The sequence below is a fragment of the Streptomyces sp. YKOK-I1 genome, from assembly GCF_054660435.1.
Map to the genome: position 1 here is coordinate 6104713 of NZ_BAAGDR010000001.1, position 20979 is coordinate 6125691.

The window sequence follows — 20979 nt, forward strand, 5'->3', positions numbered from 1 at the left end:
CCATGGGACTCGAAGAAAAGCTGCCGAGCGGTTTTCTGCTGACCACCGTCGAACAGGCCGCGGGCTGGGTGCGCAAGGCATCCGTCTTCCCCGCCACCTTCGGCCTCGCCTGCTGTGCCATCGAGATGATGACCACCGGCGCGGGGCGCTACGACCTGGCCCGCTTCGGCATGGAGGTCTTCCGCGGCTCACCCCGCCAGGCGGACCTCATGATCGTCGCCGGCCGGGTGAGCCAGAAGATGGCGCCGGTGCTGCGACAGGTCTACGACCAGATGCCGAACCCGAAGTGGGTCATCTCCATGGGCGTGTGCGCGTCCTCGGGCGGCATGTTCAACAACTACGCGATCGTCCAGGGCGTCGACCACATCGTCCCCGTCGACATCTATCTCCCCGGCTGCCCGCCACGCCCCGAGATGCTGATGGACGCGATCCTCAAGCTCCATCACAAGATCCAGAACTCCAAGCTGGGCGTGAACGCGGAGGAAGCGGCCCGCGAGGCGGAGGAGGCGGCGCTCAAGGCCCTGCCCACGATCGAGATGAAGGGGCTGCTGCGGTGAGCGACGCGAACGGCACCGGCGGTGCGCCGAACGGCGTGAACCCCGAGAAGGACCTCTCCGCCTCCAACCTCCCCGGCCAGCGCGGCCAGGGCGGCGAGGAGATCCGCGTCCAGCGCGGAATGTTCGGCGCCAACAACGGCGGCGACACCTCCGGCTACGGCGGCCTGGTCCGCTCCGTCCGCCTGCCGGGCGCCGCCGCCCGGCCCTACGGCGGCTGGTTCGACGAGGTCGCCGACGAACTCGAGGGCGCCCTGGAGGAACAGGGACTGGTCCCCGAGAACGCGATCGAGAAGACGGTCGTCGACCGCGGCGAGCTCACCTTCCACATCGAGCGCGAACACCTGCTGCGCGTCGCCCGCACCCTGCGCGACGACCCGGCCCTGCGCTTCGAGCTCTGCACCGGGGTGAGCGGCGTCCACTACCCGAACGACAAGGGCCGCGAGCTGCACGCCGTCTACCACCTGCGCTCGATCACCCACAACCGGCTGATCCGCCTGGAGGTCAGCGCTCCCGACGCCGAGCCGCGCATCCCGTCCCTGGTCCCGGTCTATCCGACCAACGACTGGCACGAGCGCGAGACCTACGACTTCTTCGGGATCGTCTTCGACGGTCACCCGGCCCTGACGCGGATCATGATGCCGGACGACTGGCAGGGCCATCCGCAGCGCAAGGACTACCCCCTCGGCGGCATCCCCGTCGAGTACAAGGGCGCCCAGATCCCGGCTCCGGACCAGCGGAGGTCGTACTCGTGAGCACGTCACACGCTTCTCCCCGCGAGACCACCGAGGGCACCGTCTACACGGTCACCGGTGGCGACTGGGACGAGGTCGTCCAGTCCGCGGCCCGCGCCGACGACGAGCGCATCGTCGTCAACATGGGCCCCCAGCACCCCTCCACCCACGGAGTGCTCCGTCTGATCCTGGAGATCGAGGGCGAGACGGTCACCGAGGCCCGCTGCGGCATCGGCTACCTCCACACCGGCATCGAGAAGAACCTCGAGTACCGCACGTGGACCCAGGGCACCACGTTCGTGACGCGCATGGACTACCTGACGTCCTTCTTCAACGAGACCGCCTACTGTCTCGGCGTCGAGAAGCTCCTCGGCATCGAGGACCAGATCACCGAACGCGCCAAGATCATCCGGGTGCTCCTGATGGAGCTGAACCGGATGTCCTCCCACCTGGTGTGCATCGCCACCGGCGGCATGGAGCTCGGCGCCACCACGATCATGATCTACGGGTTCCGCGACCGGGAGATGATCCTCGACATCTACGAGCTCATCACCGGCCTCCGGATGAACCACGCGTACATCCGCCCCGGCGGACTCGCCCAGGACCTGCCGCCCGGCGCGGTGGACCAGATCCGCGAGTTCGTGAAGAAGATGAAGAAGAACCTCCCCGAGTACGACAAGCTCGCCACCGGGAACCCCATCTTCAAGGCCCGTATGCAGGACGTCGGCTACCTCGACCTGGCCGGCTGCATGGCCCTCGGCGCCACCGGCCCGATCCTGCGCTCCACCGGCCTGCCCCACGACCTGCGCAAGACCCAGCCGTACTGCGACTACGAGACGTACGACTTCGACGTCCCGACCGCGGACTCCTGCGACTCCTACGGCCGCTTCCTCATCCGCCTGGAGGAGATGCGCCAGTCGCTGAGGATCGTCGAGCAGTGCCTGGACCGGCTCCAGCCCGGCCCGGTCATGGTCGGCGACAAGAAGATCGCCTGGCCCGCCCAGCTCGCCCTGGGACCGGACGGCCTCGGTAACTCCCTCGACCACATCAAGAAGATCATGGGCACCTCCATGGAGGCCCTGATCCACCACTTCAAGCTGGTGACCGAGGGCTTCCGCGTCCCGCCCGGACAGGCGTACGCGGCGGTCGAGTCACCCAAGGGCGAACTCGGGGTGCACGTCGTCTCCGACGGAGGCACCCGCCCCTACCGGGTCCACTTCCGCGACCCGTCCTTCACCAATCTGCAGGCCATGGCGGCGATGTGCGAGGGCGGCCAGGTCGCCGACGTCATCGTCGCCGTCGCGTCCATCGACCCCGTGATGGGAGGCGTCGACCGGTGACCACCTCTTCTTCCGAGCGGGGCGTCAGCCTGGGCATGCCCGAACTGCCCGCGCCCGCCTACCCGGACGACGTCCGGGCCCGGCTGGAGGCGGACGCGCGCGAGATCGTCGCCCGCTACCCCGACTCCCGGTCCGCGCTCCTGCCGTTGCTGCATCTCGTGCAGTCGCAGGAGGGACACGTCACGCGTACCGGGATGCGGTTCTGCGCGGACGTCCTCGGCCTGACCACGGCCGAGGTCACCGCGGTCGCCACCTTCTACACCATGTACCGCCGCCGCGAGAGCGGCGACTACCAGGTGGGCGTGTGCACCAACACCCTCTGCGCGGTGATGGGCGGCGACGCGATCTTCGAGGCGCTCCAGGAGCACCTCGGCGTCGGCAACGGTGAGACCACCGGCGACGGAAAGATCACCCTGGAGCACATCGAGTGCAACGCGGCCTGCGACTTCGCGCCGGTCGTGATGGTCAACTGGGAGTTCTTCGACAACCAGACCGTGCAGAGCGCCAAGCGCCTGGTGGACGACCTGCGGGGCGGAGCCACCGTGTCGCCCACGCGCGGGGCGCCGCTGTGCACCTTCAAGGACACCGCGCGGATCCTGGCCGGCTTCCCCGACGAGCGGCCAGGGGCCGTCGAGGCGAGCGGCAGTGCGGGACCGGCGTCGCTGGTGGGCCTTCGCCTGGCAAGGGGAGAGGCCGCACCCGCACGCGTGGTCCATCCGCGCGACGAACCCGAGGACGCGCGCCCCACGGACACGGTCACCGAGGAGGGGGAGGGATGACCTTGGCACCCGAGCTGAAAGGCAGCAGCCCCGAGAAGCTGCTCGCACCCGTGCTGTCGGCCTTCTGGGACGAGGAGAGGTCCTGGTCACTGGACGTCTACGGAAGGCACGAGGGGTACGAGGGACTCCGCAAGGCGCTCGCCATGTCCCCCGACGAAGTGATCGCGTACGTCAAGGAATCCGGTCTGCGCGGCCGCGGCGGCGCGGGATTCCCGACGGGGATGAAATGGCAGTTCATTCCCCAGGGTGATGGAAAGCCGCACTATCTAGTTGTCAACGCCGACGAATCGGAGCCGGGTACCTGCAAGGACATCCCGCTCCTCTTCGCGAACCCGCATAGCCTCATCGAGGGCATGGTGATCGCGTGTTATGCCATTCGGTCTTCGCATGCCTTCATCTATCTGCGTGGTGAAGTCGTCCCCGTCCTGCGGCGGTTGCACGAGGCCGTGCGCGAGGCCTACGCGGCGGGTTACCTCGGCGAGAACATCCTGGGCAGCGGACTCGACCTCGACATCACCGTGCACGCCGGCGCCGGCGCGTACATCTGCGGTGAGGAGACCGCGCTGCTCGACTCGCTCGAAGGCCGCCGTGGTCAACCGCGGCTGCGTCCCCCTTTCCCTGCCGTCGCGGGCCTCTACGCGTGCCCGACTGTGGTGAACAACGTGGAGTCGATCGCGTCAGTTCCCGCGATCCTGAAAAACGGGAAAGAATGGTTCAGGTCGATGGGCAGCGAGAAGTCCCCGGGCTTCACGCTCTACTCGCTCAGCGGCCATGTCGCCCGCCCCGGCCAGTACGAGGCCCCGCTCGGCATCACCCTCCGTCAGCTCCTGGAGATGAGCGGCGGCATGCGACCGGGCCACCGCCTGAAGTTCTGGACGCCGGGCGGCTCCTCGACCCCGATGTTCACCGACGAGCACCTCGACGTCCCTCTGGACTACGAAGGAGTGGGTGCCGCGGGTTCCATGCTCGGCACGAAAGCACTCCAGTGCTTCGACGAGACGACGTGCGTGGTGCGCGCCGTCACCCGCTGGACCGAGTTCTACGCCCACGAGTCCTGCGGCAAGTGCACCCCCTGCCGCGAAGGCACGTACTGGCTCGTGCAGTTGCTCCGTGACATCGAGGCCGGCAAGGGCGCGCTCTCCGACCTCGACAAGCTCAACGACATCGCCGACAACATCAACGGCAAGTCGTTCTGCGCCCTCGGCGACGGCGCCGCCTCGCCGATCTTCTCCTCGCTCAAGTACTTCCGCGAGGAGTACGAGCAGCACATCACCGGCCGGGGCTGCCCCTTCGACCCGGCGAAGTCGACGGCCTGGGCCGACCGCCCGGAGGTGAACGCATGACCGTGACCACCAGCGCTCCCACGGGAGGGGGAGAGGCGGCGGTCCCGCCGGAGGATCTCGTCACGCTGACGATCGACGGAGCGGAGATCAGCGTGCCCAAGGGCACCCTGGTCATCCGGGCCGCCGAGGAACTCGGCATCGAGATCCCCCGCTTCTGCGACCACCCCCTCCTCGACCCGGCCGGCGCCTGCCGCCAGTGCATCGTCGAGGTCGAGGGCCAGCGCAAGCCGATGGCGTCCTGCACCATCACCTGCACGGACGGGATGGTGGTGAAGACCCACCTCACCTCGCCCGTGGCGGAGAAGGCGCAGCACGGCGTGATGGAGCTGCTCCTCATCAACCACCCGCTGGACTGCCCGGTCTGCGACAAGGGCGGCGAGTGCCCCCTGCAGAACCAGGCGATGTCCCACGGCCAGGCCGAGTCCCGGTTCGAGGGCCGCAAGCGGACGTACGAGAAGCCGGTCCCGATCTCGACCCAGGTGCTGCTCGACCGCGAGCGGTGCGTGCTGTGCGCCCGCTGCACCCGGTTCTCCAACCAGGTCGCGGGCGACCCGATGATCGAGCTGATCGAGCGGGGCGCGCTCCAGCAGGTCGGCACCGGCGAGGGCGACCCGTTCGAGTCGTACTTCTCCGGCAACACCATCCAGATCTGCCCGGTCGGCGCGCTGACCTCGGCGGCGTACCGATTCCGCTCCCGCCCCTTCGACCTGGTCTCCTCGCACTCGGTGTGCGAGCACTGCTCCGGCGGCTGCGCCACCCGCACCGACCACCGGCGCGGCAAGGTCATGCGGCGCCTCGCGGCCCCGGACCCCGAGGTCAACGAGGAGTGGATCTGCGACAAGGGGCGCTTCGGGTTCCGGTACGCGCAGCAGCGCGACCGCCTGGAGACGCCCCTGGTGCGCAACGCCGAGGGCGACCTGGAACCGGCGTCCTGGCCGGAGGCGCTCCAGATCGCCGCGCAGGGGCTGCTCGCCTCGCGCGGCAGGACCGGCGTCCTGACCGGCGGCCGGCTCACCGTCGAGGACGCGTACGCGTACAGCAAGTTCGCGCGCGTGGCGCTCGACACCAACGACATCGACTTCCGCGCGCGCGTGCACAGCGCCGAGGAGGCCGACTTCCTCGCGGCCCGGGTCGCCGGCCGTGGCCGTGACCTCGACGGTACGGGCGTCACGTACACCTCGCTGGAGAAGGCGCCCGCCGTCCTGCTGGTCGGCTTCGAGTCGGAGGAGGAGGCGCCCGGCGTCTTCCTGCGGCTGCGCAAGGCCTGGCGCAAGCACGGCCAGAAGGTGTTCTCGCTGGCCACGCACGCCACGCGCGGCCTGGAGAAGGCGGGCGGCACCCTGCTGCCGGCCGCTCCGGGCACCGAGACCGAGTGGCTGGACGCCCTGGCCGGCGGGGTCGGTCTGGACGAGGAGGGCGGCAGGGCCGCCGAGGCGCTCCGCGGCGAGGGCGCGGTGATCGTCGTGGGGGAGCGGCTGGCGAGTGTGGCCGGCGGTCTGACGGCCGCCGTACGCGCGGCCAACGCGACCGGGGCCTCGCTGGTGTGGATCCCGCGCAGGGCGGGGGAGCGGGGCGCGATCGAGGCGGGCGCGCTGCCCTCGCTGCTTCCGGGCGGTCGTCCGGCGACCGACCCGCGTGCGCGCGAGGAGGTCGCGGCGGCCTGGGGGCTTGCCGAACTCCCGCACCGGCACGGCCGGGACACCGGCCAGATCGTCGAGGACGCCGTGTCCGGCGCGCTGCAGGCGCTGCTCGTCGCGGGGGTGGAGGTCGCCGACCTGCCCGATCCGCCGCGCGCGCGTGAGGCGCTCGCCGAGGCCGGGTTCGTGGTGTCGCTGGAGCTGCGGCCCAGCGAGGTCACCCGGCTCGCGGACGTCGTGCTGCCGGTGGCCGCGGTTGCCGAGAAGCCGGGCGCGTTCCTCAACTGGGAGGGCCGGGTCCGCTTCTTCGAGGCCGCGCTCAAGCCCGACCAGATGACCCGGCGGTCGGCGCCGTCCGACGCGCGCGTGCTCCAGATGCTCGCCGACGCCATGGACGTCCATCTGGGCCTGCCGGACCTGCGCACCACGCGCGCGGAGCTGGACCGGCTCGGCGGCTGGGACGGGCCGCGCGCCACCGAACCCCTGGAGACCTCCGGCGTCCTGCCGAGGCCCGCCGCGGGCGAGGCCGTGCTCGCCGGACACCGGCTGCTGCTGGACCAGGGGCGGCTGCAGGACGGCGACGAGGCGCTCGCCGGCACGCGGCACGCGGCACGCGCACGCGTGTCGGCGGCGACCGCCGCCGAGGCCGGGGTGAAGGACGGCGACGTCCTCGCCGTGACCGGCCCGCAGGGTGTCGTCGAGCTGCCGCTCCAGGTCACCGAGATGCCCGACCGGGTGGTGTGGCTCCCGCTGAACTCCACGGGCGGCGGCGTCGCCTCCGACACCGGGGCCCGGCCCGGCTCCCTCGTCCGCATCGGTCCGGCGACGCCCGCCGCCGAGGCCCCCCAGGAGGTGGAGGCATGAGCCCGTACTTCGCCGCTGAAGACCTCTCGATGTTCGGCCGCGACCCCTGGTGGCTGGTCGTCGTCAAGGCGGTGTTCTGCTTCGCCTTCCTGATGGTGACGGTGCTGTTCTCCATCGTCTGGGAGCGCAAGGTCGTCGCCTGGATGCAGCTGCGCATCGGCCCCAACCGGCACGGCCCCTGGGGCATGCTCCAGTCGCTGGCCGACGGCATCAAGCTGATGCTGAAGGAAGACCTCATCGTCAAGCGCGCCGACAAGGTGGTCTACGTCCTCGCGCCGATCGTCGCGGCCATCCCGGCCTTCATGGCGATCGCGGTGATCCCCTTCGGCCCCGCCGACAACGAGATCTCGATCTTCGGCCAGCGCACCACGATGCAGCTCACCGACCTGCCGATCGCGATGCTGTACGTCCTCGCGGTCGCCTCGGTCGGCATCTACGGCATCGTCCTGGCGGGCTGGAGTTCCGGATCCACCTATCCGCTCCTGGGCGGCCTGCGTTCGTGCGCGCAGATGATCTCGTACGAGATCGCCATGGGCGCCGCGTTCGCCTCGGTGTTTCTCTACTCCGGGTCGATGTCGACGTCGACGATCGTGGAGCAGCAGACGGACCGCTGGTACATCATCCTGCTGCCCGTCTCGTTCATCCTCTACATCGTCACCATGGTCGGCGAGACGAACCGCGCCCCCTTCGACATGCCGGAGTCCGAGGGCGACCTGGTCGGCGGCTTCAACACCGAGTACTCGTCGATCAAGTTCGCGATGTTCATGCTCGCCGAGTACGTCAACATGGTGACCGTCTCGGCGGTGGCCACCACGCTCTTCCTGGGCGGCTGGCGGGCCCCCTGGCCGATCAGCGGCTTCTGGGAGGGCGCGAACCACGGCTGGTGGCCGATGCTCTGGTTCGTCGTCAAGGTCCAGCTGCTGCTGTTCTTCTTCATCTGGCTGCGCGGCACGCTCCCGCGCGTGCGCTACGACCAGCTGATGAAGCTCGGCTGGAAGGTCCTCATCCCGGTGTCGGTGACGTGGCTGATGCTCGTCGCGACCGTACGGACCCTGCGCAACGAGAACTACGACTTCGCCCAGATCGCCCTCTACGTCGGCGGCGGTGTCCTGGCCCTGCTGCTGCTCTCCTTCGTCGTGGACATGTTCCGCGGCGGCGCGAAGGCGGCCCAGGCTCCCGCCGAGCCCGCCGGCTTCGACCCGATGGCGGGCGGGTTCCCCGTACCGCCACTGCCCGGACAGGAGCTTCCCGCGGTGCCCAGGCGCCGTCCGCGCCGGGAGCGGGAGCTGATTGTCAGTGGTGGGTCGGACACTGTCAGTGACGGATCGCTGGATGGAAAGGAGGCGTCCGATGGCTGAGGAGCCGAAGGAGACCGGGCAGACCAATCCCGGCTTCCAGAACCCCGTGGCCGGCTTCGGCGTGACCTTCAAGGCCATGTTCAAGAAGCGGCTGACCGAGCAGTACCCGGAGCAGAAGAAGACCACCGCCCCGCGGTTCCACGGACGGCACCAGCTCAACCGCCATCCGGACGGCCTGGAGAAGTGCGTCGGCTGCGAGCTGTGCGCCTGGGCCTGCCCGGCCGACGCGATCTACGTCGAGGGCGCGGACAACACCGACGAGGAGCGCTACTCGCCGGGCGAGCGGTACGGGCGCGTGTACCAGATCAACTACGCCCGCTGCATCCTGTGCGGCCTGTGCATCGAGGCCTGCCCCACCCGCGCGCTCACGATGACGAACGAGTTCGAGCTCGCCGACTCCAGCCGCGCCAACCTGATCTACACCAAGGAGCAGCTGCTGGCCGGCCTCGAGGACGGCATGGTCGACTCCCCGCACGCGATCTACCCGGGGACCGACGAGCAGGACTACTACCGCGGCCTGGTGACCGAGGCCGCGCCCGGCACGGAGCGCCAGGTGGCCGTCTCCCAGGGCGAGCAGCCCTCCGCGGAGGAGGTGCAGGCATGAGCCAGCTCGCCGCCTACTCCACCTCCACCGGAGAGGCCTTCCAGTTCTGGGTCCTCGGCACCGTCGCGGTGATCGGCGCCCTGTGCACCGTCTTCATGAGGAGGGCCGTCCACAGCGCGCTCTGCCTCGCCGGCACCATGATCATCCTGGCGATCTTCTACCTCGCCAACGGCGCCTACTTCCTGGGCATCGTGCAGATCGTCGTCTACACCGGCGCGATCATGATGCTGTTCCTGTTCGTGGTGATGCTCGTCGGCGTCACCGCGGCGGACTCCCTGAAGGAGACCATCAAGGGCCAGCGCTGGCTGGCCCTGGTGTGCGGCCTCGGCTTCGGCGTCCTGCTGGTCGCCGGCATCGGCAACGCCTCCCTGACGGAGTTCGCCGGCCTCTCCCAGGCCAACGCGAACGGCAATGTGGAGGGCCTCGCCGCCCTCATCTTCACCAAGTACGTCTTCGCCTTCGAGATCACCGGCGCCCTGCTGATCACGGCAGCCGTCGGTGCCATGGTGCTCACCCACCGCGAGCGCACCGAGCGCGCGAAGACCCAGCGCGAGCTGGCCGAACAGCGCGTGCGCGAAGGCAAGCACGTCCCGCCGCTGCCCGCGCCCGGTGTGTACGCCCGGCACAACGCCGTGGACGTCGCGGGCCTGCTGCCCGACGGCACGCCGTCGGAGCTCACGGTCAGCAGCACCCTGCGTGAACGCGGCCAGATCCGTGATGTGTCCACCCAGGCGCTGAGCGACCTCAAGGCGCTGGAACAGCGCGCGGAGGACCGTCTGGAGCGCGGCGGGAGCGAGCCGCCGCACCGGGAGCACAACTCCCGGCGGACCGAGGAGGCGTCGAAGTGAACCCCGTCAACTACCTCTACCTCGCCGCTCTGTTGTTCACGATCGGCGCGACCGGCGTGCTGATCAGGCGCAACGCGATCGTCGTGTTCATGTGCATCGAGCTGATGCTCAACGCCTGCAACCTCGCGTTCGTCACCTTCTCCCGGATGCACGGCAACCTCGACGGCCAGATCATCGCCTTCTTCACGATGGTCGTCGCCGCAGCGGAGGTCGTGGTGGGACTCGCGATCATCGTGTCGCTGTTCCGTTCCCGCCACACGGCCTCGGTCGACGACGCCAGCCTGATGAAGCTGTAAGGGGTCGGAAGAATCGTGGAGAACCTGATCGCGCTGCTGATCGCGGCGCCCCTGCTCGGAGCGGCCGTCCTCCTGGTCGGCGGCCGCCGGCTCGACGCCGTCGGCCACTGGATCGGCACGCTCCTCGCGGCCGTCTCCTTCGTGTTCGGCCTCGTCCTCTTCGGCGACCTGCTCAGCAGGAGCGCCGACGACCGGACGCTCACCCAGCACCTGTTCACCTGGATCCCGGTCGAGGGCTTCCAGGCGGACGTCGCCTTCCGCCTCGACCAGCTGTCGATGACGTTCGTGCTGCTGATCACGGGCGTCGGCTCGCTGATCCACCTGTACTCGGTCGGGTACATGGAGCACGACGAGCGGCGCCGCCGCTTCTTCGGCTACCTCAACCTGTTCCTCGCGGCGATGCTGCTGCTCGTCCTCGCCGACAACTACCTGCTGCTGTACGTCGGCTGGGAGGGCGTCGGTCTCGCCTCCTACCTGCTCATCGGCTTCTGGCAGCACAAGCCCAGCGCGGCCACCGCGGCGAAGAAGGCCTTCCTGGTCAACCGCGTCGGCGACATGGGCCTGTCGATCGCCATCATGCTGATGTTCACCACCTTCGGCACCTTCGCCTTCGGCCCGCTGCTCGGCAGTGAGGGAGAGCCGGGGATCGCGGGCGACGCGAGCGAGGGCAGGCTGACCGCCATCGCCCTGATGCTGCTCCTCGCGGCCTGCGGCAAGTCGGCCCAGGTACCGCTGCAGTCCTGGCTCGGGGACGCCATGGAGGGCCCGACCCCGGTCTCCGCCCTCATCCACGCGGCGACGATGGTGACCGCGGGCGTCTATCTGATCGTCCGCTCCGCCGCCATCTTCAACGGCGCTCCCGACGCCCAGCTCGTCGTCACCGTCGTCGGAGCGGTCACGCTCCTGTTCGGTGCGATCGTCGGTTGCGCGAAGGACGACATCAAGAAGGCCCTGGCCGGCTCCACCATGTCGCAGATCGGCTACATGGTGCTGGCCGCCGGCCTCGGCCCGATCGGCTATGTCTTCGCGATCATGCACCTGGTGACGCACGGCTTCTTCAAGGCCGGGCTGTTCCTCGGCGCCGGCTCCGTGATGCACGGCATGAACGACGAGGTCGACATGCGCAGGTACGGCGGCCTGAGGAAGTACATGCCGGTCACCTTCATCACCTTCGGCCTCGGCTACCTCGCCATCATCGGCTTCCCGGGCCTGTCCGGCTTCTTCTCCAAGGACAAGATCATCGAGGCGGCCTTCGCCAAGGGCGGCACCGAGGGCTGGATCCTCGGCGGCTGCGCCCTGCTCGGCGCGGCCCTCACGGCGTTCTACATGACGCGCGTGATGCTGATGACGTTCTTCGGCGAGAAGCGCTGGCAGCCCGACGCGGACGGCCACGAGCCGCACCCGCACGAGTCGCCCAGGATCATGACGATCCCCATGATCGTCCTGGCCTTCGGATCGGTCTTCGCGGGCGGGTTCTTCAGCATCGGCGACCGCTTCCTGCACTGGCTCGAACCCGTCACCGGGCACAGCGAGGGCGACTCCCCGCTCAGCGCGGCGACGGTCACCGGCGCGACCATGGTCTGCCTGGTCATCGGCGTCGCCATCGCCTGGGCCCAGTACGGCCGCCGCCCGGTCCCGGCCGTCGCCCCGCGCGGGTCGCTGCTCACCCGGGCCGCCCGCCGCGACCTGCTGCAGGACGACTTCAACCACGTCGTCCTGGTCCGCGGCGGCGAGCACCTCACCCGCTCCCTGGTCTACGTCGACCACACCCTGGTCGACGGAGTCGTCAACGGCACGGCGGCCTCGGTCGGCGGCCTCTCCGGACGGCTGCGCCGGCTGCAGAACGGCTTCGCGCGGTCGTACGCGGTCTCGATGTTCGGCGGTGCGGCGCTCCTCGTCGCCGCGACCCTGCTGATGAGGGCGGTCTGATACCGATGTCCTTTCCTCTGCTGACAGCGACGGCCGCGCTCCCGGCGATCGGGGCGGTGGCCACGGCCGCCGTCCCGGCCGCCCGGCGCAACGCCGCCAAAACGCTGGCCCTGCTCGTCTCCCTCGGCACCCTCGCCCTGGCGATCGCCGTCCTGGTGCGCTTCGACCCGGACGGCAGCCGCTACCAGCTCACCGAGTCCCACGCCTGGATCGCGGACTTCGGGGTCCGCTACGAACTGGGCGTGGACGGCATCGCGGTCGTGCTCATCGCACTCACCGCCCTGCTGATCCCGTTCATCATCCTGGCGGGCTGGCACGACGCGGACCCGCTGGAGACCGGCAGCAAGCGCTGGCGGCCCACCCAGGGCTTCTTCGCCCTGATGCTGGCCGTCGAGGCGATGGTGATCCTCTCCTTCGAGGCCACCGACGTCTTCCTCTTCTACATCTTCTTCGAAGCCATGCTGATCCCGATGTACTTCCTCATCGGCGGCTTCGGCGACCGCGCCCATGAGCACGGCGAGCAGGCGGCGTCCACCCAACGGTCGTACGCGGCCGTGAAGTTCCTGCTCTACAACCTGGTCGGCGGTCTGATCATGCTGGCCGCGGTGATCGGGCTGTACGTGGTCGCCGGGAGCTTCTCGCTCACCGAGATCGTCGACGCCCGCGCGAGCGGCTCGCTGCACATGGCGACCAGCACCGAACGCTGGCTGTTCCTCGGCTTCTTCTTCGCCTTCGCGGTGAAGGCGCCCCTGTGGCCGCTGCACACCTGGCTGCCCAACGCCATGCAGGAGTCCACCGCCCCGGTCGCCGTCCTCATCACCGCGGTCGTCGACAAGGTGGGCACCTTCGCGATGCTCCGCTTCTGCCTCCAGCTCTTCCCGGAGGCCAGCAAGTGGGCGACGCCCGCCATCCTCGTCCTCGCGCTGATCAGCATCGTCTACGGCGCGCTGCTCGCCGTCGGCCAGCGTGACATCAAGCGGCTGGTGGCGTACGCGTCGATCTCGCACTTCGGCTTCATCATCATGGGCATCTTCGCGATGACCAGCCAGGGCCAGTCCGGCGCCACGCTCTACATGGTCAACCACGGCATCTCGACGGCCGCCCTGATGCTGGTCGCCGGCTTCCTGATCTCCCGGCGCGGCTCGCGGCTCATCGCGGACTACGGCGGGGTGCAGAAAGTCGCCCCGGTGCTCGCCGGCACCTTCCTGATCGGCGGTCTGGCGACACTGTCGCTGCCCGGGCTCGCACCGTTCGTGAGCGAGTTCCTGGTCCTCGTCGGCACGTTCTCGCGGTACCCGGCGATCGGCATCATCGCCACCTTCGGCATCGTGCTCGCCGCGCTGTACACCCTCGTCCTCTATCAGCGGACGATGACGGGCCCGGTGAAGGCCGAGGTCTCCGCGATGCCCGACCTCCGCGCGCGTGAGCTCGTGGTCGTCGCCCCGCTGATCGTGCTGCTGATCTTCCTGGGCGTCTATCCGAAGCCCCTCACGGACATCGTCAACCCGGCGGTCCAGCAGACACTCTCCGACGTACATCAGAAGGACCCCCGGCCCGAGGTGGAGGCGGCCAAGTGAGCGCATCAGCCGTCCACAGCCTGTGGACAACGGCGGCCGAGCCGATCGCCAAGATCGACGCGCCGAAGATCGAATACGGGCAATTGTCGCCCACCCTGATCGTCGTTGGCGCGGCGATCGTCGGGGTGCTCGTCGAGGCGTTCGTGCCGCGCAAGCACCGCTACTACGCACAGCTGTTCGTGTCCGTCGTGGCGCTGGCCGCCGCGTTCGCCGCGGTCGTCGCCCTCGCGGCCGACGGGTACGGCACGACGAAGGCGCGCATCGCCGCCATGGGCGCGATCGCGGTCGACGGACCGGCCCTCTTCCTCCAGGGCACGATCCTGCTGGCCGCCCTGGTCGGCCTGTTCACCTTCGCCGAACGCCGCCTCGACCCCGAGGCACACGGCAACCGGGTCGACTCCTTCGCCGCCCAGGCGGCCTCCGTGCCCGGCAGCGACAGCGAGAAAGCCGCGGTCAAGGCCGGTTTCACCACCACCGAGGTCTTCCCGCTGCTGCTCTTCGCGGTCGCCGGCATGCTGGTCTTCCCGTCGGCCAACGACCTGCTGACCCTCTTCATCGCCCTGGAAGTCTTCTCGCTGCCGCTCTACCTCCTGTGCGCCCTGGCCCGCCGCAAGCGGCTCATGTCCCAGGAGGCCGCGGTCAAGTACTTCCTGCTCGGCGCCTTCGCCTCCGCGTTCACCCTCTTCGGCATCGCCCTGCTCTACGGCTACGCCGGCTCGGTGTCGTACGGGACGATCTCCCAGGTCGTCGACGGCACCGTCAAGAACGTGAACCCGGCGCTCGCCGACACCATGGGCAACGACGCGCTGCTGCTCATCGGCACCGCGCTGATCGTCATGGGCCTGCTGTTCAAGGTCGGCGCCGTGCCGTTCCACATGTGGACGCCGGACGTCTACCAGGGCGCCCCCACCCCGGTCACCGGCTTCATGGCCGCGGCGACCAAGGTGGCGGCCTTCGGCGCGCTGCTGCGGATCCTGTACGTCGTGCTGCCCGGCCTGCGCTGGGACTGGCGGCCGGTCATGTGGGGCGTCGCGGTCATCACCATGCTGGGCGGCGCGATCGTCGCGATCACCCAGACCGACATCAAGCGGCTGCTGGCGTACTCGTCCATCGCGCACGCCGGATTCATCCTCGCGGGTGTCATCGCGACCACCCCCGACGGTGTCTCGTCCGTGCTGTTCTACCTCGCCGCGTACTCCTTCGTGACGATCGGCGCGTTCGCCGTGGTGACGCTGGTGCGCGACGCGGGCGGCGAGGCCACGCACCTGTCCAAGTGGGCGGGTCTGGGCCGGCGGTCGCCGCTGGTCGCGGCCGTGTTCGCGGTGTTCCTGCTGGCCTTCGCCGGTATCCCGCTGACCTCCGGGTTCGCCGGGAAGTTCGCCGTGTTCAAGGCGGCCGCCGAGGGCGGCGCCGGGCCGCTGGTCGTGGTCGGTGTGATCTCGTCGGCGATCGCCGCGTTCTTCTACATCCGGGTGATCGTGCTGATGTTCTTCAGCGAGCCGAAGCCCGAGGGCCCGACCGTCGCGGTCCCGTCGCCGCTGACGATGACGGCCATCGGCGTCGGTGTCGCGGTCACGCTGGTGCTCGGCGTGGCGCCGCAGTACTTCCTGGACCTGGCGAACCAGGCCTCGGTGTTCGTGCGCTGACCCTCGGGACGTGCGTGCGTACGGCGGGCCCGGCTCCCTCGGTTTCCGAGGGGCCGGGCCCGTCCGTGCGTTCGAGTGAGGCGCGGTGTGTGCAGAGTGACGTGATCGAGCCTGTGGATAACTCCGGCCGTGTCAGTCCGGACCCCTATCGTGGAGGCAGTGGTCGAGGGACGACGTACGGGGGACGAGACGATGGGCGGGACGGGCGGGATCGGCGAGATGACAGGGATCACCGGGACACCGGGGCGGACCGAGAGCGAGGCCCTGGCCGCGCTGCACCGGGTCTTCGGGTACGAGTCCTTCCGCGGCGAGCAGGAAGAGGTCATCGAGCATGTGGTGGCCGGCGGGGACGCGGTCGTCCTCATGCCGACGGGCGGCGGAAAGTCGCTCTGCTACCAGATTCCGGCCCTGGTCAGACCGGGCACGGGTGTGGTCGTGTCGCCGCTGATCGCCCTCATGCAGGACCAGGTGGACGCACTGCGCGCGCTCGGTGTGCGCGCCGGGTTCGTCAACTCCACGCAGGACTTCGACGAGCGGCGTGTGGTCGAGGCCGAGTTCCTCGCGGGCGAACTGGACCTGCTGTACCTGGCACCGGAGCGGCTGCGGCTGGACTCCACGCAGGACCTGCTCTCGCGCGGCAAGATCTCGGTCTTCGCGATCGACGAGGCGCACTGCGTGTCCCAGTGGGGCCACGACTTCCGCCCCGACTATCTGTCCCTCTCCCTGCTCGGCGAGCGCTGGCCGGACGTCCCGCGCATCGCGCTCACCGCGACGGCCACCCACGCGACGCACCAGGAGATCACCCAGCGGCTGAACATGCCGGGCGCCCGGCACTTCGTGGCGAGCTTCGACCGTCCCAACATCCAGTACCGGATCGTGCCCAAGGCCGACCCCAAGAAGCAGCTCCTGGGCTTCCTGCGCGAGGAGCACGCGGGTGACGCGGGCATCGTGTACTGCCTCTCGCGCAACTCCGTGGAGAAGACCGCCGAGTTCCTCTCGAAGAACGGCGTCGAGGCGGTCCCGTACCACGCGGGGCTGGACGCCGGCACCCGCGCCGCGCACCAGGCGCGGTTCCTGCGCGAGGAGGGCCTGGTCGTGTGCGCGACCATCGCCTTCGGCATGGGCATCGACAAGCCGGACGTCCGCTTCGTCGCCCACCTCGACCTGCCCAAGTCGATCGAGGGCTACTACCAGGAGACCGGCCGCGCGGGCCGTGACGGCCTCCCCTCGACGGCCTGGATGGCCTACGGCCTCAACGACGTCATCCAGCAGCGCAAGCTGATCCAGTCTGGCGAGGGCGACGAGGGGTTCCGCCGACGGGCCACCTCCCACCTTGACTCCATGCTGGCGCTGTGCGAGACCGCCCGGTGCCGTCGGGGCCAGCTCCTCGCCTACTTCGGGCAGGAGCCCGCGCCCGCGGGCTGCGGCAACTGCGACACCTGCGTCGCCCCGCCGGAGACCTGGGACGGCACGATCGCCGCCCAGAAGGTGCTGTCGACGGTGGTGCGGCTCCAGCGGGAGCGCGGGCAGAAGTTCGGTGCGGTGCAGATCGTCGACATCCTGCTGGGCAAGCGCACGGCCAAGGTCATCCAGTTCGACCACGACCAGCTGTCCGTGTTCGGCATCGGCGAGGATCTCGCCGAGGGCGAATGGCGAGGCGTCATCCGGCAGTTGCTGGCGCAGGGCCTCCTCTCGGTCGAGGGGGAGTACGGCACCCTGGTGCTGACCGAGTCCAGCGGTGAGGTCCTGCGGCGCGAGCGGGAGGTGCCGCTGCGCAAGGAGCCCAAGAAGCCGGCGACGGCGAAGGCGTCCGGGTCGTCGGCCTCGTCGTCCGGAGGGAAGGGCAAGGCCAAGGCAGCCGCGGCCGAGCTGCCCGAGCAGCTGCAACCCGCCTTCGAGGCATTGCGCGCCTGGCGTGCCGAACAGGCCCGCGAGCAGGGCGTCCCGGCGTATGTCATCTTCCACGACGCCACCCTCCGGGAGATCGTCACCGTGTGGCCGACGTCGGTGCGGGAGCTGGGCGGCATCAGCGGGGTCGGTGAGAAGAAGCTCGCGACGTACGGGGAAGGCGTCATCGGGGTGCTGGCGGAGCTGGGCGATGCGCCGGGCGCGTCCGCGGGGGACGACGAGGGCGGCGCGGCAGCTTCACGGTCCGGTTCCGGTGTCGGGACCGGTGTCGGGACCGGGGCCGACGACGACTGGCCCGAGATGGACATGGAGCCCGAGCCGGACGACTGGATATAGCCGCCGGGCCGACCCGGCCATCCCGCGTGCGCCCTCACAACGCCCGTCCCGCGTACGCCCTGACGTCCGCGTCCGAGTCGGCCGTGGCCGTGGCCAGGGCCGCGCGGGCGCCTCGGAGTGGCGGTGCCGGGTGAGGGCCAGGACGGCGGCCTTGCGCACGTCGGCGTTCGGGTCGGCAAGGGCCTTGGCGAGCGGGGGCACCGCGGCCTCCGGTCCGGCCGCGGACAGGGCCGTCGCGGCACCGGACCGCACCGCACCTGCCAGGCCGGGGCGGCCAGCGCGGCCACGGCGCGGGCGGTGAGCGGTGCCGGGCAGCCGACAGCGCCCAGCGTGCCGTAGGCGGCGCCGCGCACCAGGACGTCCGGGTCCCGGTGAGCCGGTCCAGGGTGGTGCCCAGCAGGCGGGAGGCGTCGTCGGCCGCCCGTGCCAAGGGCGCCACGGCATCGATGAGGGAGCGTGCCCGTCGGGCGGCGACGGTGGTCGCGCCTGGTCCGGCGTGGTCGCGGATGCGGTCGTGGGGCGGCATGGACGGACCGTGTCCATCCGGTATGGCGTGCTGACCTGGGGTTTCTTTGGATGGGCGGCAAGATCTGCCACTCCCGGGCCGGTGTCACGCCAGGGCGTTGAGGCCCGGTGCGAAGGCGATCAGCAGGGGGAGCAGAGGCACCAGCCCGGCCACCGCCGTCGTCAGCGCCCGGTGTCTGCGGCCCAGCCGGGGCGGCGGCTCCAGCAGACGGTCGACGCGCTCGCCGAGGAGACGGTGGCTGGAGGCGCAGGACAGGACGCCCCGGTGCTGGTTCAGCTCGATCAGTGCCAGGGCGGTGGTCAGGTGACCGCAGCGACGGGAGGCGGTGTCGTCGGCGGCGAGTTCGACCAGGCGATGGGTCTGGTCGCAGAAATGAGAGAAGAGCGGAATGCGGGGGAATCCGGTGGCCAGGGCGGTCGAGAGGTGCAGCAGCCAGTCGTGGTGGGCGCGGGCGTGGTCGCGCTCATGGGTCAGGACGGCGTCCAGCTGGTGGGAGGTGAGGCGGTGCAGGGCCCCGGTGGTGACGATCAGCTGGGGCGGGTTGCCGGGCATCCACCAGGCGTCGGGGTACTCGTCCTCCAGCACGAGCAGCGGGCCCCGGGCGGACGGCAGGCCCGCGGGCAGCTCGGGGGCGCGTTCCCGCAGATGGGCGCGGGCCTGGCCGCGGCGTCGGCGTGCCTCGACGAGCTCCCGGGCCAGCATCGCGGTGGTCCAGGCCGCCCCGCAGGCCAGCAGCACGGTGAGCGCGGCGGCCCAGGGCGGGGCGGCGGAGAGGTCGTACGCCTCGGTGACCGCGGGCGGCGCGGGCGCGAAGACCTGGGCGCGGACGGTGTGGAAGACGGCGGCGGCACCGAGCACCAGCGCCGTCAGGCAGCACAGCAGCACCGTGGCGACCAGGCACTGCCACACCCACAGCGCCACCACCGGCTCCCGCTCCGGCCACTTGGCCCGGGTCAGCGCACGCGGCACCGGTACGGCGGCCGTCACCGCGACGGCGCTCAGCAGGAGCAGGCAGACACTCATGCCATCGGTCATGCCAGGGGCTCCGGATCCTGGTCGGAGAGGACGGGCGGAGGACGCACAGGGTGCGGCGGGGCCGTGCTCCGGAAGCGGAGGTCCGGCCGGGGGTGCGACAGACGTGCGGCGGGAGCGGCACGAGCACCGCGCCCGCCGCCAGTATGACGGCGGCGACCGTCCGCGTCAGCCTGCTGGAAGCAGGCCGTCATCCCGCCACGATCCGCCCGCTCACCTCCCCGAGCGCCACCCGCAGGCCGCCGGGACCCGGGGCCCACGCCGACAGGGTCACCTCGTCGCCGTCCTCAAGGAAGGTGCGCTTGCCGTCGGGGAGTTCCAGGGCGTCGCGGCCGTTCCAGGTCAGCTCCAGCAGGGAGCCGCGCTGCTCCGGGTCCGGGCCGCTGACCGTGCCCGAGCCGTAGAGGTCGCCGGTGCGCAGGGAGGCGCCGTTCACGGTCATGTGGGCGAGCTGCTGGGCGCCGGTCCAATACATCGAGGCGAAGGGGGGCTCGGACACGACATGGCCGTTGATCGCGATCGAGATGCGCAGGTCGTAGCCGGCGGGTTCGGCGTCGGTGTCGTCCAGGTAGGGCAGCAGCGGGTGGGTGCGGCCGGGCGGCGCCACCCGGGCCTCCTCCAGCGCCTGGAGCGGGGTGATCCAGGCCGACACCGAGGTGGCGAAGGACTTGCCGAGGAAGGGGCCGAGGGGGACGTACTCCCAGGCCTGGACGTCCCGGGCGGACCAGTCGTTGAGCAGGCACAGACCGAACACATGGTCCCGGAAGGAACCCGCGGCCACCGGCGTCCCCATCGCCGACGGCACGCCCACCACGAAGCCGACCTCGGCCTCGATGTCGAGGCGGACGGACGGGCCGAACACCGGGGCGGGATCGGCCGGGCCCTTGCGCTGGCCCGACGGGCGGACGACGTCCGTCCCGGAGACGATCACCGTGCCGGAGCGCCCGTGGTAACCGATCGGCAGATGCTTCCAGTTCGGGGTGAGGGAGTCGGGTGCGTCGGGGCGGAAGATCCGGCCGACGTTCCGGGCGTGGTTCTCGGAGGCGTAGAAGTCGACGTAGTCCGCGACCTCGAACGGCAGATGCAGGGTCACCGAGGACAGGGGGTGCAGGTGCGCTTCGAGGGTGGCGCGGTGCGCGGGGTCGGTGACGGCCGCCGTGAGGGTGCGCCGGACCTCCGACCAGGTGGCGCGGCCCGCCGCCAGCAGGGGGTTGAGGGTCGGCCGGGCGAGCAGGGCGGCGTGCGGCGAGCCGAGCGCACGGGCCGCGGCGCCCGCGTCCAGGACATGGTCGCCGAACCGGACGCCGACGGTCCGCTCCGCCGGGGCGGGGAGCGAGAAGACGCCGTAGGGGAGGTTGTGCGGGCCGAAGGGGTCGCCCTCGGGGACGTCGAAGGGGGGCATCGGGTACTGCCTCTCTTTCGTGCTCACCGTGTCGTGCTCGCGTCCGCTCCGCGGGTGCGGGCGGCCGGGCCACACGTTACGTCGAGCCTCCGGCGAGCGGCACGGGTCGTTGCCCGGCGATGTGTCGGAAAGGCGTCCTTCGGACCCGTGGTCACCCGTGTTCACCCGCGATCGGTGAGTGATCGGTCAACAAAAGAAGGGGAGTTGACAGAAGGGGGCCGGACTCCGTCCTGGTCCGGTGCACGTCGAGTCCGGGGGGTGCGGGA

General features: G+C 70.4%; 16 protein-coding genes and 1 pseudogene. 14 read left to right on the plus strand and 3 right to left on the minus strand.

The window, feature by feature from the left end; translation table 11 throughout:
• Positions 1-2: 2 nt before the first annotated feature.
• The 14 genes from ACYQ8Q_RS27115 (at position 3) to recQ (ending at position 17753) form a co-directional block, all read left to right on the plus strand.
• On the plus strand, positions 3-557 hold the full coding sequence (locus ACYQ8Q_RS27115; RefSeq protein ID WP_055635348.1) for a NuoB/complex I 20 kDa subunit family protein: 555 nt from the start codon (positions 3-5) through the stop codon (positions 555-557).
• A complete protein-coding gene (locus ACYQ8Q_RS27120) occupies positions 554-1309 on the plus strand; it encodes an NADH-quinone oxidoreductase subunit C (protein ID WP_460068474.1) in 756 nt (251 codons plus the stop codon). The genes ACYQ8Q_RS27115 and ACYQ8Q_RS27120 overlap by 4 nt, the downstream gene beginning before the upstream one ends.
• Positions 1306-2628 (plus strand): NADH-quinone oxidoreductase subunit D, encoded by a 1323-nt coding sequence (locus ACYQ8Q_RS27125; protein WP_460068476.1) that lies wholly within the window; start codon positions 1306-1308, stop codon positions 2626-2628. Before ACYQ8Q_RS27120 ends, ACYQ8Q_RS27125 begins: the two co-directional genes overlap by 4 nt.
• Positions 2625-3407: an NADH-quinone oxidoreductase subunit NuoE gene (gene nuoE / locus ACYQ8Q_RS27130; protein ID WP_460068478.1), complete on the plus strand. Its 783-nt coding sequence runs from the start codon at positions 2625-2627 to the stop codon at positions 3405-3407. Before ACYQ8Q_RS27125 ends, nuoE begins: the two co-directional genes overlap by 4 nt.
• Complete coding sequence (gene nuoF, locus ACYQ8Q_RS27135) at positions 3404-4750, plus strand: NADH-quinone oxidoreductase subunit NuoF (protein ID WP_460068480.1); 1347 nt, start codon at positions 3404-3406, stop codon at positions 4748-4750. The genes nuoE and nuoF overlap by 4 nt, the downstream gene beginning before the upstream one ends.
• The gene (locus ACYQ8Q_RS27140) at positions 4747-7251 is read left to right on the plus strand and encodes an NADH-quinone oxidoreductase subunit G (RefSeq protein WP_460068481.1); all 2505 of its coding nucleotides are present in this window, start codon (positions 4747-4749) and stop codon (positions 7249-7251) included. Before nuoF ends, ACYQ8Q_RS27140 begins: the two co-directional genes overlap by 4 nt.
• Positions 7248-8609 (plus strand): NADH-quinone oxidoreductase subunit NuoH, encoded by a 1362-nt coding sequence (gene nuoH / locus ACYQ8Q_RS27145; protein ID WP_460068483.1) that lies wholly within the window; start codon positions 7248-7250, stop codon positions 8607-8609. The genes ACYQ8Q_RS27140 and nuoH overlap by 4 nt, the downstream gene beginning before the upstream one ends.
• Positions 8602-9213, plus strand: a complete 612-nt coding sequence (gene nuoI / locus ACYQ8Q_RS27150) for an NADH-quinone oxidoreductase subunit NuoI (protein WP_460068485.1) — start codon at positions 8602-8604, stop codon at positions 9211-9213. Before nuoH ends, nuoI begins: the two co-directional genes overlap by 8 nt.
• Positions 9210-10061: an NADH-quinone oxidoreductase subunit J gene (locus ACYQ8Q_RS27155; RefSeq protein ID WP_460068486.1), complete on the plus strand. Its 852-nt coding sequence runs from the start codon at positions 9210-9212 to the stop codon at positions 10059-10061. The genes nuoI and ACYQ8Q_RS27155 overlap by 4 nt, the downstream gene beginning before the upstream one ends.
• Entirely contained in the window at positions 10058-10357 is a 300-nt protein-coding gene (gene nuoK / locus ACYQ8Q_RS27160) for an NADH-quinone oxidoreductase subunit NuoK (RefSeq protein ID WP_067249406.1), read from the plus strand. The genes ACYQ8Q_RS27155 and nuoK overlap by 4 nt, the downstream gene beginning before the upstream one ends.
• A gap of 15 nt (positions 10358-10372) precedes the next feature.
• The gene (gene nuoL / locus ACYQ8Q_RS27165) at positions 10373-12286 is read left to right on the plus strand and encodes an NADH-quinone oxidoreductase subunit L (protein WP_460068488.1); all 1914 of its coding nucleotides are present in this window, start codon (positions 10373-10375) and stop codon (positions 12284-12286) included.
• Positions 12287-12291: 5 nt separating this feature from the next.
• Complete coding sequence (locus ACYQ8Q_RS27170) at positions 12292-13863, plus strand: NADH-quinone oxidoreductase subunit M (RefSeq protein ID WP_460068489.1); 1572 nt, start codon at positions 12292-12294, stop codon at positions 13861-13863.
• Complete coding sequence (gene nuoN / locus ACYQ8Q_RS27175; RefSeq protein ID WP_460068491.1) at positions 13860-15509, plus strand: NADH-quinone oxidoreductase subunit NuoN; 1650 nt, start codon at positions 13860-13862, stop codon at positions 15507-15509. The genes ACYQ8Q_RS27170 and nuoN overlap by 4 nt, the downstream gene beginning before the upstream one ends.
• Positions 15510-15701: 192 nt before the next feature.
• Complete coding sequence (gene recQ / locus ACYQ8Q_RS27180; protein ID WP_460073500.1) at positions 15702-17753, plus strand: DNA helicase RecQ; 2052 nt, start codon at positions 15702-15704, stop codon at positions 17751-17753.
• 34 nt (positions 17754-17787) lie between these two features.
• Here the strand turns inward: recQ and ACYQ8Q_RS27185 are convergent.
• From ACYQ8Q_RS27185 to fahA, 3 genes and pseudogenes are all read right to left on the minus strand, one after another.
• Positions 17788-18121, minus strand: a pseudogene (locus ACYQ8Q_RS27185) (HEAT repeat domain-containing protein); the annotation flags it as partial.
• Between the two features lie 242 nt (positions 18122-18363).
• The gene (locus ACYQ8Q_RS27190) at positions 18364-19302 is read right to left on the minus strand and encodes a M56 family metallopeptidase (RefSeq protein ID WP_460073502.1); all 939 of its coding nucleotides are present in this window, start codon (positions 19300-19302) and stop codon (positions 18364-18366) included.
• A 199-nt stretch (positions 19303-19501) separates the two neighbouring features.
• Entirely contained in the window at positions 19502-20713 is a 1212-nt protein-coding gene (gene fahA, locus ACYQ8Q_RS27195; RefSeq protein ID WP_460068492.1) for a fumarylacetoacetase, read from the minus strand.
• Between the last annotated feature and the right edge of the window lie 266 nt (positions 20714-20979).

Bases quoted from the DNA above. Each gene is read 5' to 3' on its own strand.
- fahA (WP_460068492.1), bottom strand. From the start codon at position 20,713: ATGCCCCCCTTCGACGTCCCCGAGGGCGACCCCTTCGGCCCGCACAAC.
- nuoI (WP_460068485.1), top strand. From the start codon at position 8,602: ATGGCTGAGGAGCCGAAGGAGACCGGGCAGACCAATCCCGGCTTCCAG.
- ACYQ8Q_RS27155 (WP_460068486.1), top strand. From the start codon at position 9,210: ATGAGCCAGCTCGCCGCCTACTCCACCTCCACCGGAGAGGCCTTCCAG.
- recQ (WP_460073500.1), top strand. From the start codon at position 15,702: ATGGGCGGGACGGGCGGGATCGGCGAGATGACAGGGATCACCGGGACA.
- ACYQ8Q_RS27170 (WP_460068489.1), top strand. From the start codon at position 12,292: ATGTCCTTTCCTCTGCTGACAGCGACGGCCGCGCTCCCGGCGATCGGG.
- ACYQ8Q_RS27115 (WP_055635348.1), top strand. From the start codon at position 3: ATGGGACTCGAAGAAAAGCTGCCGAGCGGTTTTCTGCTGACCACCGTC.
- ACYQ8Q_RS27140 (WP_460068481.1), top strand. From the start codon at position 4,747: ATGACCGTGACCACCAGCGCTCCCACGGGAGGGGGAGAGGCGGCGGTC.
- ACYQ8Q_RS27190 (WP_460073502.1), bottom strand. From the start codon at position 19,302: ATGAGTGTCTGCCTGCTCCTGCTGAGCGCCGTCGCGGTGACGGCCGCC.
- nuoF (WP_460068480.1), top strand. From the start codon at position 3,404: ATGACCTTGGCACCCGAGCTGAAAGGCAGCAGCCCCGAGAAGCTGCTC.
- nuoH (WP_460068483.1), top strand. From the start codon at position 7,248: ATGAGCCCGTACTTCGCCGCTGAAGACCTCTCGATGTTCGGCCGCGAC.